14 protein-coding genes and 1 pseudogene are annotated in these 15,620 nt (G+C 69.3%); 6 read left to right on the top strand and 9 right to left on the bottom strand.

The window, feature by feature from the left end:
* The coding region (locus VG276_07895; protein HEV8649313.1) for an IS110 family transposase at positions 1–771 on the bottom strand (771 nt) is incomplete at its 3' end.
* 32 nt (positions 772–803) lie between these two features.
* Here VG276_07895 and VG276_07890 point away from each other — a divergent pair.
* Positions 804–1,265 (top strand): hypothetical protein, encoded by a 462-nt coding sequence (locus tag VG276_07890; GenBank protein ID HEV8649312.1) that lies wholly within the window; start codon positions 804–806, stop codon positions 1,263–1,265.
* Between the two features lie 488 nt (positions 1,266–1,753).
* On the opposite strand, the pseudogene VG276_07885 reads toward VG276_07890, so the two are convergent.
* Positions 1,754–2,344: pseudogene (locus VG276_07885) on the bottom strand (recombinase family protein).
* A gap of 356 nt (positions 2,345–2,700) precedes the next feature.
* The gene (ilvD, locus tag VG276_07880) at positions 2,701–4,428 is read right to left on the bottom strand and encodes a dihydroxy-acid dehydratase (protein ID HEV8649311.1); all 1,728 of its coding nucleotides are present in this window, start codon (positions 4,426–4,428) and stop codon (positions 2,701–2,703) included.
* Positions 4,429–4,481: 53 nt separating this feature from the next.
* Between ilvD and VG276_07875 the strand changes: the two genes are divergently transcribed.
* Positions 4,482–5,153 (top strand): dynamin family protein, encoded by a 672-nt coding sequence (locus tag VG276_07875; protein HEV8649310.1) that lies wholly within the window; start codon positions 4,482–4,484, stop codon positions 5,151–5,153.
* A gap of 1 nt (position 5,154) precedes the next feature.
* On the opposite strand, the gene VG276_07870 is transcribed toward VG276_07875, so the two are convergent.
* On the bottom strand, positions 5,155–5,595 hold the full coding sequence (locus tag VG276_07870; protein ID HEV8649309.1) for a hypothetical protein: 441 nt from the start codon (positions 5,593–5,595) through the stop codon (positions 5,155–5,157).
* Between VG276_07870 and VG276_07865 the strand changes: the two genes are divergently transcribed.
* Positions 5,583–6,245: an MFS transporter gene (locus VG276_07865; protein ID HEV8649308.1), complete on the top strand. Its 663-nt coding sequence runs from the start codon at positions 5,583–5,585 to the stop codon at positions 6,243–6,245. The two genes, VG276_07870 and VG276_07865, sit on opposite strands and share 13 nt — an antisense overlap.
* A gap of 204 nt (positions 6,246–6,449) precedes the next feature.
* Here the strand turns inward: VG276_07865 and VG276_07860 are convergent, their stop codons facing one another.
* From VG276_07860 to crcB (VG276_07850), 3 genes are read right to left on the bottom strand one after another with little or no spacing between them, the layout of a single operon-like run.
* Positions 6,450–7,523 carry a DUF190 domain-containing protein gene (locus VG276_07860; GenBank protein ID HEV8649307.1) on the bottom strand — a complete coding sequence of 358 codons (1,074 nt, stop codon included), beginning with the start codon at positions 7,521–7,523 and terminating at the stop codon, positions 6,450–6,452.
* Positions 7,520–7,885 carry a fluoride efflux transporter CrcB gene (gene crcB, locus VG276_07855; GenBank protein HEV8649306.1) on the bottom strand — a complete coding sequence of 122 codons (366 nt, stop codon included), beginning with the start codon at positions 7,883–7,885 and terminating at the stop codon, positions 7,520–7,522. The genes VG276_07860 and crcB (VG276_07855) overlap by 4 nt, the downstream gene beginning before the upstream one ends.
* Positions 7,882–8,280, bottom strand: a complete 399-nt coding sequence (gene crcB / locus VG276_07850) for a fluoride efflux transporter CrcB (GenBank protein HEV8649305.1) — start codon at positions 8,278–8,280, stop codon at positions 7,882–7,884. Before crcB (VG276_07850) ends, crcB (VG276_07855) begins: the two co-directional genes overlap by 4 nt.
* Before the next feature lie 447 nt (positions 8,281–8,727).
* On the opposite strand from crcB (VG276_07850), the gene VG276_07845 reads away from it, so the two are divergent.
* Positions 8,728–9,180: a hypothetical protein gene (locus VG276_07845; GenBank protein HEV8649304.1), complete on the top strand. Its 453-nt coding sequence runs from the start codon at positions 8,728–8,730 to the stop codon at positions 9,178–9,180.
* 2,522 nt (positions 9,181–11,702) lie between these two features.
* Here VG276_07845 and VG276_07840 read toward each other — a convergent pair.
* On the bottom strand, positions 11,703–12,230 hold the full coding sequence (locus tag VG276_07840; protein ID HEV8649303.1) for a hypothetical protein: 528 nt from the start codon (positions 12,228–12,230) through the stop codon (positions 11,703–11,705).
* A 570-nt stretch (positions 12,231–12,800) separates the two neighbouring features.
* On the bottom strand, positions 12,801–13,532 hold the full coding sequence (locus tag VG276_07835; protein HEV8649302.1) for a class I SAM-dependent methyltransferase: 732 nt from the start codon (positions 13,530–13,532) through the stop codon (positions 12,801–12,803).
* A gap of 757 nt (positions 13,533–14,289) precedes the next feature.
* Here VG276_07835 and VG276_07830 point away from each other — a divergent pair.
* Together VG276_07830 and VG276_07825 are read left to right on the top strand one after the other, a co-directional pair.
* Entirely contained in the window at positions 14,290–14,982 is a 693-nt protein-coding gene (locus tag VG276_07830) for a hypothetical protein (protein ID HEV8649301.1), read from the top strand.
* Positions 14,983–15,072: 90 nt separating this feature from the next.
* Positions 15,073–15,620: hypothetical protein (locus VG276_07825; GenBank protein ID HEV8649300.1), on the top strand; the 548-nt coding region annotated here is incomplete at its 3' end.

Raw genomic sequence — 15,620 nt, 5'->3', positions numbered from 1 at the left:
CTTGGCGCCGCGGCGCCGCGCGATGCGCCGGTAGCGCTCCCCCAGGAAGGTGTCGGTCCTGCCGGCGGCCACGGCGGCCTCGCCCAGCACCCGGGCCAGGTAGGGGTTGCCGTGCCCGGTCGTGGCTTTGCCTTTCTTCTTGCCGGCCGACTCCTTGACGCCGGGCGCGAACCGGGCCCAGGAGGCCAGGTGGGCGGGGGTGGGGAAGCGGCCCATGTCGGTGCCGACCTCGGCGATGATCACGCAGGCGGCGGTGCGGCCGACCCCGGTGACCGCATCCAGCCGGTCGGCCGCCGCCGCGAAAGGGGTGATCTCGGCCTCGATCTTGTGGTCGAGCTCGGCGATGTCGGCGCTGGCCTGGTCGATGCGGCCAAGCATCGTGGCGAGCAGGAAGGCGTGATGGTCGCTGAAGTGGCCGGTGAACGCCTCCTCCAACATGGCGGTCTTGGCGCGCAGGCGGCGGCGTGCCAGCTGCGCCAGCGCCTTGGGGTCGCGCTCGCCCGCGATGAGCGCGGCCAGCATGTCCCGGCCGGAGACCCCGAAGCTGTCGGAGGCGACCACCGAGAGTTTGATCTGGGCGTCCCCGGGCAGCTTCTCGACGCGGTTCTTCTCCGCGGTGCGGGCGGCGACCAGGTCGGCGCGGTAGCGGGTCAGGTCCCGCAGCCTGCGGATCGGCGGCGGCGGGACGAAGCTTGGGCGCAGCATCTGCCGCTCGGCGACCTTGCACAGCCACACCGCGTCCAGCCGGTCGGTGGTGGGCCGCCCCGGCAGGTGCCTGACATCGCGGGCGTTGACCAGCCAGGTTGGATCGTCAGGAGCAGTTGTTCACCGATATCGGACTCTTCATGGAAGAGGTTAGGACGGGAGAAGTTGTGCGCATTCTTCGGGGCGACTACGCGCTCATGCGAAGCACTCTCTTTGGTCCGCCCTTATTCTTCCACGTGCCTTCCTCAGGTGCAGCAGTAACCAAGGAGATGGGGGCACGAATTCGGCGGTTTGGAACGGATGGATCATTGAAGCCGCGTGTGGCGCTCAACTCGGAGCATCCCATAGTTGTGGAAATCGAGAGGTTTCTGCGGCAAGGCTCCGAGCAGGACAAGTTGTCCATGAGCAATTGGCTTAGCTCGTTCTGCGATGGGGTGGTGGAGGATCGAAACCTGAAGGTTCCTGCTGCGAAATGGAGCACGCTGAAAGGCTCACTTGAGATGATGACCGGAATGGATTTGGACCCGTACTCTGTGCGGGACTTGCGGATGTCGACCTAGCCGTCTTGGAGGGCTGGCTCCGGCGTTAGCGCCGTATTCTTGCGGGCCGAGTTGACCTATCCAGCTAACCAGCAACTCTCGGCCCGTTGGCTTCAAGATCGGCCGCTGAGGTGAGCATATCGGCGTGCTCCTCGGCGCCCACCGCTGCACGGAAGCGAGCTATCTAACAACGCCGGTCCCCTGCGGTGCTCTGAAGCGGAGCGGAGCGCCGAAGGGCCTCGCGAGCCGACCACGCGTCAACGGCATGCAAGAGGCCAGGGGTTCGAATCCCCTCAGCTCCACCAGCTCCACGTCCACAACTGCCTCGGACGCCCATTCACTCCCGCGTGCCAAAGATTTGCCAGAAACCGCACCGCTCGCGGCCTCACGGCACATCACGGCGCCGCCCTCGACATGACCGCCGACCTGCGGCCCCGTAGTGGGGGAGGGAGTGCCGTGAGGCCGCGTGTGCGACCCGCACCTCCTTCACACGGCAGCGGTCAGGTCGGTTAGCCGCTCATGCCGACCGTATCGCCGTCGGTGCCGGCGAGCTGAAGGTGGCGGTAGATGGCGGCGCGGCTGACCCCCAGCGTGGCGGCGATCGCGGCCACCGTGTGCTCACCCGAGGCGTACAGCTACCGGGCGACGGCGAGCTTGTCGGCCGTCATGACGCTGGGACGGCCACCAATGCGGCCGCGGGCCCGGGCAGCCGCGAGCCCGGCAGTGGTGCGCTCACGGACCAGGTCGCGCTCGAACTCGGCCAGGGCGGCAAACACGTGGAACACGAGCTTGCCGCCCGGGGTGGTCGTATCGATGGACTCTTGGAGCGAGCGGAACCCGACACCGCGGTCGGCGAGCTCGGTGACGGTGTCGACCAGGTGGCGCAGGGAGCGCCCGAGCCGGTCGAGCTTCCACACCAGCAGGGTGTCGCCGGGACGGAGCTGGTCGAGGACGGCGGTGAGCTGGGGCCGGTCGGTGCGGGCGCCGCTGGCGCAGTCGGTGAAGACGCGGTAGCAGCCGGCCTGCGTGAGCGCGTCGACTTGGAGGTCGGGGTGCTGGTCGGTGGTGGAGACGCGGGCGTAGCCGAGCAGGTGGCCCATGCCCGGGAGTGTCGCAGAAGCCTGTGACGCTGCTGGTGGTGCGACGTTGCTTTCGGACACGGGTTGTGGACACGCTCAGGGCCTGGTCGAAGCCCCGCCCGGGCGGGGTGTCGCAGAAACGAGCGGTTCTGGACAGGGTCACCTCAGCGGCAAACGATCGCGCCTTTCGGCTCGCGGAATCCTACGTTCAGCTCTCGTCAGCCCGAGTGCCCGCGGCAGGACCCGACGAACCGAGGGTTGAGGCGCGGGTGACCCAGCAGCTGCCAGTCGCGTTCGCCGAACTCGTCGCGGCGATCTGATCCAGCCGACTGGTCGCTTTCAGCATGCCGCTGGTCCATAAGACGCCACATCGCCGATCAGAGCGATCGCTCTGCCGCGGTGCCGATCGTTTGCGCCACTCCGGGAGACGTCACGGCGGTGGTCACCGCTCCAAGGCTCGCCGACCGCACGGTCTCAGCGTATTTGCCGAAGACGCCCCACGCCATGGCTGCCTGCGTCGGAACATACCTGGCGCGCCTCGCCTCCAACTCCGTTTCTGGGAGGTCAAGGGTGATCTGCCGTGTGGTGACATCGATCGTGACGATGTCACCGTTGCGGGTGAGGCCGATCGCCCCGCCCCCGGCCGCTTCGGGAGCCACGTGGGCGACCATGAAGCCGTGGGTGCCACCAGAGAAGCGGCCGTCGGTCACCAGCGCCACGTGCTCGGAGAGCCCGGCGCCGACGAGGGCGGCGGTGACGTGGAGCATCTCCCGCATGCCAGGGCCACCGACCGGCCCCTCGTTGCCGATGACGATGACGTCGTCGCGCTGGATCTGCCCGTCCTTGACGGCCTGGAAGCAGTGCTCCTCGTTCTCGAAGACCTTCGCGGGTCCTGCGTGCCTCCTACGATCGTGGCCGGCCAGCTTGATCACACAGCCCTCGGGCGCGAGGTTGCCGTACATGATCTCGATCCCACCGGACTTCTTGAGCGGCTGGTCCAGCGGCAGGATCACGCGCTGGCCGGGTGTCTCCCGTGCCGCTGCCGCGATCTCACCCAGCGTCCTGCCATCGACGTTGCGCGCGTCCGGATGGACGAGGCCGGCCTCGACGAGTCGCTTGGACAGCAGCGCAAGCCCGCCCGCGCGATACAGGTCGGTGGCGACGCAGCGGCCGCCGGGCTTGAGGTCGGCGAGGATCGGTGACCGCGTGGCGACCCGGTGGAAGTCGTCAAGCTCGAGCTCCACGCCCGCCTCGTGCGCGATGGCGAGCAGGTGCAGCACCGCGTTGGTCGAGCCGCCGGTCGAGACGAAGCTCACGATCGCATTCTCGAATGCCTCGCGCGTGAGGATCGATCTGGGGAGGACATTGTCTCGCACGAGGCCCACCACCAGCTCGCCCGCCTGACGGGACACCGCTGGCTTCCGCCCGTCGCGTGCGGGCACCTGGTTGGCCCCAGCAGGACCGAGGCCGAGATACTCCATGACGCATGCCATGGTGTTTGCGGTGAACTGCCCTCCGCACGCGCCAGCGCCAGGACACGCGGCCTCCTCGATGGCTTGCAGGCCGGCGGCGTCGAGCTTCCCGGCCCCGTGGGCGCCGACTGCTTCGAAGACGCTCACGATGGTGAGGTCCTCGCCTCGGAGGTGACCCGGCGCGATGCTGCCGCTGTAGAGCACCAGCCCGGGAAGGTCCAACCGCGCCAACGCCATGGCGCCCGCCGGGATGGTCTTGTCGCAGCCGACGATGACGACCAGCCCGTCGAACATGTGGCTGCGCGCCATCAGCTCGATCGAGTCGGTGATGACCTCGCGGCTGATCAGCGAGCCCTGCATGCCCTGGGTGCCCATGGTGATGCCGTCGTTGACGGAGACCGTGGCGAACTCGAAGGCGGTTCCTCCGGCTGCCTCAATCCCACCCTTGACCCACTGGGCGACCTCACGGTGGCTGAAGTTGCATGGACCGGTCTCGCTCCACATGTGCGCGACGCCGATGTTGGGCTTCGCCAGCCGCTCGCGCGTGAACCCAAGCGGGCGGAACATGGCTCTGGCTGTCGCCAGGCCGGTGATCGTCGCGCTCCGGAGCGGCGCAGCCTCAACCTCCGACATCAATCCCCTCCGCCTCTGGGTAGCCCCCCGTCGAGCTGTACAGCCTAGACCCGGTGTCCAGTCGCCCAGGCCGAACAGGCGGATCCCTGCGCCGGCGCGGCGCGCCGGGCTGCGCGGTCGAGTTCGCCGACGGCCGGCGCGAGGCCCGTGACCTTGCGCAGGTGGGCCGGTTCGTCTCCGAAGAAGCCAACCCTGGCAACGCCCTGGGTGTGGCCCGGGTGGTGGCGCGCCTGCCCGCGCCGCTGCTCGACCAGGGGGTGCGGCTGGTCGACACGCCCGGGGTCGGCTCGGTCCACCCCCACAACACGCTGGCGACCGGCGCCTACCTCCCCAACCTCGACGCCGCGGTGCTGGTCGTGTCGGCCGACCCGCCGATCTCCGAGGCCGAGCGGGGGTTCCTCGCCCAGGTGGTGGAGCACGCGGTGCGCCTGTTCGTGGTGCTCAACAAGGCGGACTACCTCACCCCAGATGAGCTTGCGCGCGCGGTGGGGTTCACCGAGCGGGTCGTGCGGCAGGTGGCGCCCGACTGGCCGGGCCCCGTCTATGCCCTCTCGGCCCGGCCCGGGGTGGGCGACCCGGCCCAGCTGGCCCGGTTCCGGGAAGACCTGGCCCGGTTCTTGCGTGAAGGGCGGGCAGCTGCGGTGACCGACGCGGCGGGTGGCGCGCCGGGCGCTGGGCGCACTGCGGCTGACCCTTGCCCTGGAGCGGCATGGCCCAGGAGATGATCTACCCGCTGCCGCCGGTCTTCGTGGTGGTCGCCCTGGGCGCGTCCACGACCAAGCTCGGGGCCGTCGAGGGAGCGCTCGCGGTCGGGGTGACCGTGGCCCGACTCGCGACCGGGCGGGTGGTTGACCGCGGCGGCTCGCCGCTGCGGCTCACCCCCGCGCCTCCTACGCCCTGTCGCTGCTGGCCCGGCCCCTGCTGGCGCTGGCCTCGTCGGTCGGGGTCGTCGGCGCGCTCCGGGTCGTCGACGGGCTCGGGAAGGGCGGCAAGGACGCCCCCCGCGACGTGCTCGTCGCCGCCGACGCCGCCGCGGGCGGGGCGGGCCGGTCGTTCGGGCTGCAGCGCATGCTCGACACCCTGGGGTCGGTCGCCGGTCCGCTGGTCGCTGGCGCCGCCCTGCTCCTCGTCGGGCGGGCGAGACCGGCCTACGGGTGGTGTTCGCACTCGCGGCCCTGCCCGCGGTCGGCGCTGCCGTCCAACTCGCCCGGGCCCACGATGTTGCCCCTGTCACCGCGGCGCCCGGCGCGCAGCCGGGCCAGCTACCACGCCCGTTCTGGGTGCTGCTCGGGGCGCTGACCGTGTTCGGGCTCGCCAACTCAAGCGACACGCTGCTGCTGCGGGCCCGCTCGGCAGGGCTCCGCGCCCCGGCGCTGGCGTTCCTGTACGCCGCATTCAACCTCGCCTATGCGCTGCTGGCCCTGCCCGCCGGTACGCTGTCGGATCGGATCGGGCGCCGGCCGCTGCTGCTGGTGGCCTGGTCGGCGTACGCGCTCGCCTACGCGGGGTTCGCGGCCGCGACACGGTCCTGGCAGGTCGTTGGGCTGTTCCTGCTCTATGGGGTCTACTACGCCGCCGGGGAGGGAACGGTGAAGGCCTGGATCACCACGCTGGTCCCGGCCGACCGGCGCGGCGCCGCCTCTGGGCTCGTGGCCGCGGCGGGCGGGTTGCTGGTCCTCCCGGCCAGCGTGCTCGCCGGGGTGCTGTGGGACCGACACGGACCCGAGGCGGCGTTCCTGACCGGTAGCCTCGTCGCCTTTGGCCGCCCTCGCCATCGTCGTGTTCGCCCCAGGGCTACGTCAGGCGGGTCGGCTTAGCCCACGGAGCTGATCTGCCAGCGAGGGTCGCCACACCCAGATGACCGCATACCCTCCTGCGCTTCATCTCGGCGTCACTGAGAGCACAGGTGCCCAACGGCTGCGCCTCGACGCTACCCGCTCGGCGAGCGTAGCGAGCGGCCGGGCCGCCGTCGTTCGGGTCGCCGCATCTTGCCCGCTTGCGTCCGATCCCCGCGCCGTCGTTCACAGGCTCGACAGGCCCAGGCCGCCCTCGACCGTCCCAGCGGCAGTCATGCGCATGGCCGGGACCAGCTCGCTGGTGACCAGCCCGGTCTCCTCGGTGAGCTCGTCGACGATCTCGAACCAGCGGCGGGTCTGCGCCGGGGTGTCGACCATGACGGTGAGCGTCGGGACGCGCCGGCGCAGCGCGAGCAGGCGGTCGCCGTGGGGGGCGTGATCGCCGGCGTAGCCCCACACGCCGCGGAGCGCGGTAGCCCCGGCCGCGCCCGCCTCGCGTAAGCGCCGGACCAGCTGGACGTACAGCGTGCTGCCGTCGTGCTGGGCCGCCCCCTCGGCGTAGACCATGAGCTTCTGCCAGATCCCAAGCCCGCTGTGGTCGGTGTCGGGCAGATGGTGGGGCTCGGCCAGCCGCGCCCCGTCACGCTTGCACACCCGCACCCGCTCAAGCGTCACCAAGGGGCGCTCCAGCAGCGCGCCGAGCCGGGGCAGCACCTGCGCGATCATCTCGCCGGCGCCGACCGCGATCACCATGAGCGGCACGTTGGCGTTGCGGCCGAAGAACTGGGCGCGCCGCCGGAGCCCGACCATGGTCCCGTCGACCCCGAGCAGGACAGTGGCGCCCGCGACGCCGTGGCGGTGCAGCAGGTCCACGACGGCGAGGAATGCCGGCGCCCCGCCTGCCCGCTCCTGGCGCCCGAGGTAGATCGTGAGCTTGGTCTCCTCGGCGAGCGCCTCGGGGAACCGCACGGCGCGGATCCGCCCGACCAGCAGCCGGGCCCGCTCGAGGGTGACCAGCCCGTCGCCGATGAGGGTCGTGACCTCCGGCAGTGCCTGCTCGATGCGCTCGCGGGTGTCGACCGCGACCGTCACCAGCGGCAGGTCCTCCGACAGGGTCAGCAGCCGCTGGGTGTGCAGCCGCTGCTTGAGGCCGAACCCCTCGACACCGCGCAGCAGGACGCTGGTCTGGAAGCCGTGCCGGCCGTACAGGTCCAGCAGCGCGTCAGCAAGGAAGCGGCCACCACCGACCCGGTCGTGCTCACCGAAGTAGATCGTCAGCTTCAGGGCGTCGTCGTTCACAGTGCCCCTCCGATCGCCCGCCCGAGCGCTGCGGCGAGCAGGCCCGCGACCAGGCTGAGCCCGACATTGACCGCAGCCGGACCAAGCTCGCCGTCCTCACTCAGCCGGTGGGTCTCGAACATCCAGGTCGAGAAGGTGGTGTAGGACCCGATGGCCGCCGTGCCCGCCAGCAGCAGCGCGCGGCCGGTGACCGGCAGGCCGACGAGCAGGCCGAGCGCCACCGCGCCGGGGAGGTTGACCACAAGCGTGCCGACCGGAAACTGGCGGCCGGCGCGGCTGGACACGACCGCGTCGATTGCGAAGCGGCCAAGCGCCCCCAGGCCACCGAGCAGCCCCACGCCGAACCAGACGAGGGCGGTCATCGCAGCACCCGGACCCGCCGGACCAGCGCTGTCGCGGCCGCGACGGCCAGGAAACCGGCGCTGACGCTCGCGATCGCGTAGCTGACGGCCAGGGTGATCCGTCCAGTGTCGAGCATCCGCAGCAGCTCCACCTGCATGGTCGAGAACGTGGTCAGCGCGCCGCACAGACCCGTGCCCAGCAGCGGCCGCCGGTAGGCCGACACCGGCAGCCGCTCCTGCAGGCGGGTGACGAAGTAGCCGAGCAGGAACGCGCCGGCCACGTTCACCACGAACGTCGGCCACGGCCACGCGAGCGGATCGTGCGACCCCAGCTGCGCCGACCCGGCCCGGGCCAGTGCGCCAAGGAACCCGCCAGCGAAGATCGCGGCGAGTTCCCGCCAGTCGACTCTGGGCACCAGCGCCCTCCGGGTCCGGGACGGTGAACGATCCGTCGGTGCCACGTGCTGGACCACCTCGACACCTTCCAGTCATCGAGGGAGTCCCCGACCGGCGAACCATACCCAAGCCCTAGGTTGAAAATGACCCGTCGCCAGGGCAAACTCGCAGGTTACTGATGCGGTCGACGCGGCGCTCGCCCCCTCCGCGGAGCAGTGGACGGCCCAGGGGCTTGGCTGTGATGCCCGTTTTCATCCGCCGGGGTGGCCCGCCAGGGCCATGGGTCACTGATATGGAACGGCTTGTCAAGGCGACGGTTTCCCCTGGTGGACAGCATGGTGTTCAGGGTGTCCAGGCGTGCGGGCAGATCGCGCGGGACCCGGGCGGATGATCTCGGGTGTGGCTCCCCCTACCGGGCCGGCCGGTACTATGGCCTGCGCCCGACCAGGCTGGAGGAAGGACCCGCGTTGGAACGCTCCGTGGCCCAGTGGGCACAGGCCGAACCCGCGGCGCGGGACGTCGTCCTCAACCTCGCCGAGCGGGGGGTCGCGCTGCAACCCGCGGCCGAGACAGCTATCCAGCTCTGCCGCCCCGACCGGCCGACGGCGACCGGCCTGGCCGACGGGCGGTGGGTCGCCGAGGCCTACCTGGCGCTCGGCGAGCGGCTCCGTTCCCTTGACGTCGGCCACCCGATCGGCGGCGTCGTGGCCGTGCTGCTGGACCGGCACTCGCGCCTGGTGCGCCTCGCGCTGGAAGCGGTCGAGCCGACGGCCAGCGGGGGAGCCGGACCCGGGCGCGGCCCTCCGGCCGGGCTCGGGCAGGCCGCCGGCGAGCTTGTCGGCGTCCGCGACCTGCTCCGGCGGACGGTCCGCATCGACGACCGGCCGGTCACCGACCTCCCGGCCGGAGGGCGCCTGTAGGGGGGTGTCGCGGTCGATTCGCAGCAGGCCGCCAGCCTCGATTCCATCGCCTCCATGAGACGCTCGTCATCGAAGGCGTGGCGGCCTACAAGGAAGGCCGGCCGCCGTTTGCGGATCTGGGGCGCCCTGGAGTCCGCAGGGTTGGCGCCGGCTTATGGGGCGGCCGCCGAGAGGTCGCCTGGGACGAGCCGATCCGTCAGTCGATGGCCGAGGCGTCCGCCGTCGTCGGGGAGGGGGTCGGCACGCCGGCGCTGGGTGCCACACCGCCACCCGCTCGTCGGCCTGCTCGGGCCGCTGGTCTCGCCGCCGCCGACGGGACCGACGCGGTGCGGCCGTGGGACGCTGTGGTGGCCTTCGCCGCCGTGCCGGGGGTGCTGGAGGTGTCACGTCCTCGTCCACGTAGGTCAAATAGCGCGTCGCGTGGCGGGTGCGGCAGGCATGCAGTTCGGCCTGCAAGGCGCGGAGCCGGCAAAGGGAAGGCGACTCCCTATGGCCGCGCAGCCTGACCAGGATGAGTACACCGGCCAGGCCAATGCTAACAAAGCTGCCAGATGTCACAATCTGGGAGTGACGTGGAGCACTGACACCTGATCGGGACAAGCCAACGATCAAAGCGGATCACGGGCCTACCGGATGTATCACCCGGCGGCGTGGGGCCTCTGTGTCAGCGGAAGGCTCGGCGAGAAGCAACCGGGTGGATCTGCCCCGGCCGTCACACGCCCGTAACCATGCCGGAACGGTCGAGCGCTAGAACTGCGCTCGAGGAGTCACAGATGGTGTCTCATCCCCGATGAGTATCCCAACACCGACCTGGAGACATCCCAACCGAGTGTCAATGGCCATTGAGATCTCCCCGGGGATGGTCGTGAGATCTCCCCGGGGATGGCCATGGGACTTTCCCGTGATCCTCAGCATCACGGCCACGTCATCACGGCCACGTCGCCTGGGTGGCAGTGGGCAGCGGGCGGGAAGGACAAACCATCGAGGCCAGATCCGGGCGGTCCTCGGCGGCCTCCGCGGCGGGGGTGGTCCCGGCCGCGCGGCGAGGCTCGCGCGAGCCGTCGTATCGGCCCGTCGATGACCAGTTTTTCTGCGTCATCTCGTGCCGCCAGCGGCCCCGAGACTGCTTCCCCACTCGCGGTCGCGACGTTGAAGTACGTTTGAAGTACGCAGGATGCCCGAGGGCAGGTCGCGTTCGACCAGGTGGAGACTACCCGGGCGCCACCACGTTGGTGGGTGCGGTCAAAGGGGGGGTGGTGAAGATGATGCGGGGCATGCCGTGCAGCCAATGAGCTGCAGGAGCATCGTCCGTGCCTGTCAGCGGAACGGGCAATCCTCTTAGGGAGGGGGCCTTCCCAGGGAGGGCTCGGAGTCGGGAAGCTCTTGATTGATGCTCTTGGCAAGGCGACTCAGCGATCAGTGCCAAGCTCCCAGTGGGAATTGCGAGAAAGAAGGAGAAGGAGGCGAACCAATGTTTGGACTAGCTATTAGAAACGACCGCCGCGAGCTGAACCCGGCCTTGGGCAGTATCGGAGAACTAAAAAATGTGATCTCCCACAGCGTGCTTGAGGCGCGCAGGTTCACTGATGTCGTGAACACTCCTGGGGAAGTCGCTGGAAACAGGGATGCATGTAGGGTCTCCATCCTCCATCTTCACATTGCCGACAGGAGTTTCTGGCGAGTCGTTGTGTGTCTGCGAACCCAGCTTCGATCAAGCCAGAGCGACGCGCGATGAGGTCTCTGACGCAATCGACCAACTGAAGTTCTTCTAATGCTTTCGCAACATTCGGACCGTCTGGTTCGAGGTCGCTGGAGCAAGCGGCGTCGTAGTGGGCTGCAAGCCGTAGGGGGTGGACTTCTAAGTTCACCTTCATAAATGCCCTCTCATCCTTCGAGTTTCTGAGACTTGCCGGTTCAGGCAATTTCCGAGGGGCCGAAGCGTAGGGCGTAGTCACCGGCCGACCCTCGCGTCGTGCCATCTGCGTGCCATCCGCGGCGGGCTCGGGCGGCTCTTGGCGGTCACTCACGTCACTCTGACCTGTGCCCGCTTCTCCATAGGTACTCGACAGCAGGTACTCGACAGCAGGTACTCGACAGCACGAGTGGTAAGGATGTGCTCGCTCACGCCTGAACGATCTTGCCGTGCCCGGCCGGTCGTTGCAGTCCCTGGGCGCCGAGGGACCGGGAACGCCGTACGGCGTCGGCGCCTGGACGGGACCGCCTGGCCTGCCTTGCTCACGGCACCTCGCGTGACTGCCCGCGACGGGCCGGGACGGCTACCGGTGGGGGAGTGGCCCATGCCCTGGTCAGCCCGCAGCGCTTGGATCGGAAGCGCACGCACCGGAACGGTACTGAAACGACTCATAACCCAGAGGCGCTTGGGGCATGTCTGGGGCATGGAGCAGGGGACAGCAAGGGACAAGAACGGTTCCGGGCGGGCAGTCGGGATCTCGTTTTCACCTGCCCGAACGCTTCTGTCCAGGAACGAAGGAAGCACCGTGCCGTGTATGGCGTGCAAGAGGTCAAGCGCCGCCAATCCCGCCGGTTCCCTCAAGATTGGAATCATCCATCTGTCTAGCACGCTCACGCCATCTTTCCAGTTCAATTTGCTCCGTGTTGCCCTCAATCCACCTCATTAATGCAGCGATGTGATGACTCGCTTGCCAATCCAACGGCACGAGCTGATCCTCGTAACTCTTGACGTACCACCAGCAGAAATTCTCTCCGAACATCTCCGAAACATAGCTCTCATGGATATTCCTGTACTTGATCGCCAGCCATAGACGCTGGTAGAAGTACATGACGTTCCAGACATGCTGTGTCGCATCGGCCGAGAGCTTCCTCCTCATTGCATCGAAAGTCTCGGAGCCGTGATCCCGAACCGTCTTCCCAGCAAGGTTTCGCGAGTGAGTCATCTCAGGAGCATGAAACTCGCGATGCATAGCGAATGCTGTTTCGAGGCGATCCCGCCTTCTGGCGGCAAACCAGGTGATGGCGGCACCCACCAGCGTGCCAAGCAATCCGGCCCCCACGGATATCAAGGCCCCCATCGCCCAACCTCCTCCGCAAGTAGGTGTCAGGCACCTATGGCACGGCTAACAGATCCGACGTCTACCTGGGCTACCCAGGGTTGCCGGTGTCGATGACGGTCAGATAGCGGGTTGCGCTCTTCGTCGCGCCCGCCTTTGAGCATGTGACCGTCACTGGCCAGTTTCCTGGCGTAGTTCTCGTTCCCACCAGCCATGTCCAGGCTACCTCGCCGGTACTTGAGGCCGTCTTCGCATCGAGGCCCTGAGCCTCACTCGGGCCGGACTTATAGACCACTTGGATGCTGCAGCTGGCCCTGGCCAAGGTACGCGCGGTGGCGCTGACCGGGTTGCCCTGACCAGTGGCGGGAAGGCTTGTGATCACGACGGTGAGCGCGGGCGCCGGCGGGCGTGTGGCGGGAGGCCGTGTGGCCAGCGGTCGGGTTATGCGCGGCCGCATGGTCGTCGTGGGTGCCGTGGTTGCCGCGCTGGTCGTGGGTGCCGTGGTGCACCCCACCCGGGCGGAGGCTGGGGCCTCTGGTTTGGCGGCGGCTGGCCCCACCCAGGCGATGGGCCTTGATCGGGCGGCGGCCCTCAGCGTCCGTAGACGGAGATGTGGTTGCGGCTCGTCGAGGTGAACGGCTCTCGATCCCAGCCGCCCCAGCGATTCTTCAGCCGTAGCCCGGCGATGCGCGCCATGAGGTCGAGCTCGCTGGGCCATGCGTAGCGGGTGACGATCGGGTAGAAGCGCAAGCCCTCCCGGGAGAGCACCACATGGCTCTCGTCGAGCCGCTGCGTGACCGGGTCGTGCCGCCCCACGTCCAGTCTGACGTGCTCGACAGCGACGTGCTCAGCGTCCACGTACTGGTCGTCGCGCAGGCGGGTCAGGTAGCTGGGCACGAATGCTTCCACGACGAAGAGCCCGTCGTCAGTGAGGTGCGCGGCGACGTTCTCGAAGCAGCGAACCTGGTCTTCCTGGGTCAGGAGGTTGAACAGCGTGTTGAACACGATGAAGATCAACTTGTAGGTGCCCTCGACGGGCACATCAGCGAAGTTGCCCATCGTGACCGACAGGTGCTCACCACCACGCTTGGCCCGCAGCTTGGCGACCATCGCAGGCGAGAGGTCGACACCGTCAACCCGGATGCCGCAAGCAGCGAGGGGCAGAGCGATGCGACCGGTGCCGATCGCGAGTTCCAAAGCCGGACCGCCGCGTGCGAGCTGTTCCAGGAGCGCAACGGTCGACAGCTCATCGCCGCGCGGTTCGGTGTCGTAGATCTCTGCGGTGTCCTCGCCGAAGCTGTCGACCGGCTCGTAGCCTTCCATGACGCCAGCATTGTCACGCGGCGTCGTCAAACGCAAAGCGTTTTACGGCCGCGAGCGCACCGGTCTTGTGCGGATCGCCGTCCTCTTGCCACCCCGTTGTGCCGTTTCATCCACCACATGGGCGAGATCGCCCTCCTCCGCGACCTGTGGCGGTCCCGCTCCACAAGCCCCCAATAAGTTCAGAGAAGCTCGTTCGGATGCACAGGCTGCCGCTGCGGTACTCCGGGTGAAAGCAAGCGACGAAGGCGTCCAGGTCGTGGCGATTCTGGGCGTCGGGGAGTCGCTTGAGCACCTCGGTCGCATGCCATCTCCTGTTCACCGAGTCCAGCCGTGCTCGGCGGCCCCACGATGAACTGGCGGGGCCGAGCGTAGATGACCCGGGCAGCACGTAGTTCGAGCGCCGGGGCCGTCGTGGGGCCGCGAGCCAGCGGTCAACAGCGGTCAATCACCGTGCTTGGCGGACAGCTAACGACCCGGTCAAGTCTCCTGTTTGAGGGGATTGCATGGCCGTCGTGGGCGGCGCGCAAGCTCCAGGGCTGCACGAATGGCTCGGCGCTGCATGCGTCGCCGGTGCCGATGGCTGCTGGCGGGTAGGCCAGGATGCCAGCTGGCCGGACGCTGACTTGGGGGCTGGTGGCGATGCCCCCCCGCCGCTGGTGCGCCATCGTGGGTGGCAAGGTCAACCCTGGTCAGGTGCCACCAGGAGGTGCTGGCACGACTGGGACCGGGGCGGCCTCGAAGCTGAGGAGGGATGCACGTGCGTATCTGGTTTGTCACCAAGGGGTTGGGGGTCCACCACCGTGCCGGGGCGCCGGCCGGGCGAGCGGCCGAGCGGCCGGGTGATGCGCTGGGAGGACCCGGGTCGCGGTCTGCTCCGGGGAGGTTGGGCGTGCTGCGCTGCCCGCTGGTGGCGCTGGTCGCGCTGGCAGCGGCGGGAGCGCTGGCGGCCGGGTGCGGCAACTCGGGGTCGGGCAGCTCGGGGGGCTACGGCGGCGCCCCGTCAGGTGGCGCCTCGTCGGGGGTGGCGACGGTCGCCGCGGCCAGCAGCCGGCTGGGGATGGTCCTGGTCGACGGCAGCGGGCGGACGCTGTACCTGTTTGAGAAGGACCGGCCCGACCAGTCGGCCTGTAGCGGCGCCTGCGCCGCCGCGTGGCCGGTGGACCAGAGCAGCGGGGCGCCCAAGGCGGGCAGCGGCGTCACAGCCGCGCTGCTGGGCACGATCACACGCAGCGACAACAGCACACAGGTCACCTACAACCACCACCCGCTGTACTACTACTCCGGCGACAGCGGGGCCGGGCAGCAAAACGGCCAGGGCGTGGACGCTTTTGGCGCCGCCTGGTTCGCTGTGGCGCCCGCCGGCGGTGCCGTCAGCGGCGGCGCCACCGCCACCACCGCCACCACCGCCGCCAACGGCAGCAGCGGCGGCTACGGCGGCTACGGCGGCTAGCTACTAAGCTAGGTGCCAGCCGCCGAGCGCGCCAGCCGGACCGGCGCCGCGGCCGTGCCGGCCCATGGTGAGCCCACGACACCACCGGCGGTGACGTGGGCTCTGCGGGTCGCCACCGACTGCGTCGACACCGCCTTCCTGCCCGACGGCACCCTCGACGAGCTGCCGCTGCCCGCCCGCATCGGCCGGGCCCGGGTCGGCGGCATCGACCTCAACACCCCACCGATCCGGGCCGCGCTGGCGGCGGTCCTGGCGCTTGCCGCCGCACCCGGCGGCCTGCACCGTCGCCGACCCCGGCCACCAAGGTGGGAGGCGACGGCCGGCCAGACCGGCTCCACCATCCGCCAGGCCGCCGACGACCTACCCACCCTCCGCGGGCAAGGACCTGATCGTCAAACCCGGCCGGTCGCGGCGCTCCCAGGTCCCCCCACCAGCCGCCCGCACCATCGCCGCCCTGCTCACCCTCCGCGACCAGGTCATCGGCCCATCCTGGCCGGTGCCCGCAGCCCCGACGCGGCCGCAAACCCGCCCACTGGACCGCCATCGACCCAGACGACGAGACCCTCCGCGTCGGCATGCAGACCCGCTTCCTCGACCTCGGCATCACCACCAGCAGTGCCGCGGCATCGACAACCTTT

Source organism: Actinomycetes bacterium, assembly GCA_036000965.1.
Classification (GTDB): Bacteria; Actinomycetota; CALGFH01; order CALGFH01; family CALGFH01; genus DASYUT01.
The sequence above is the reverse complement of the archived record's forward strand: the minus strand, read 5'-3'. Positions and strand labels throughout refer to the sequence as shown.

What these genes read in the sequence shown, in the direction of transcription:
- crcB (HEV8649306.1), bottom strand. Translation starts at nt 7,885, where the DNA reads ATGACCGCCCTCGTCTGGTTCGGCGTGGGGCTGCTCGGTGGCCTGGGG.
- VG276_07835 (HEV8649302.1), bottom strand. Translation starts at nt 13,532, where the DNA reads ATGGAAGGCTACGAGCCGGTCGACAGCTTCGGCGAGGACACCGCAGAG.
- VG276_07840 (HEV8649303.1), bottom strand. Translation starts at nt 12,230, where the DNA reads ATGGGGGCCTTGATATCCGTGGGGGCCGGATTGCTTGGCACGCTGGTG.
- ilvD (HEV8649311.1), bottom strand. Translation starts at nt 4,428, where the DNA reads ATGTCGGAGGTTGAGGCTGCGCCGCTCCGGAGCGCGACGATCACCGGC.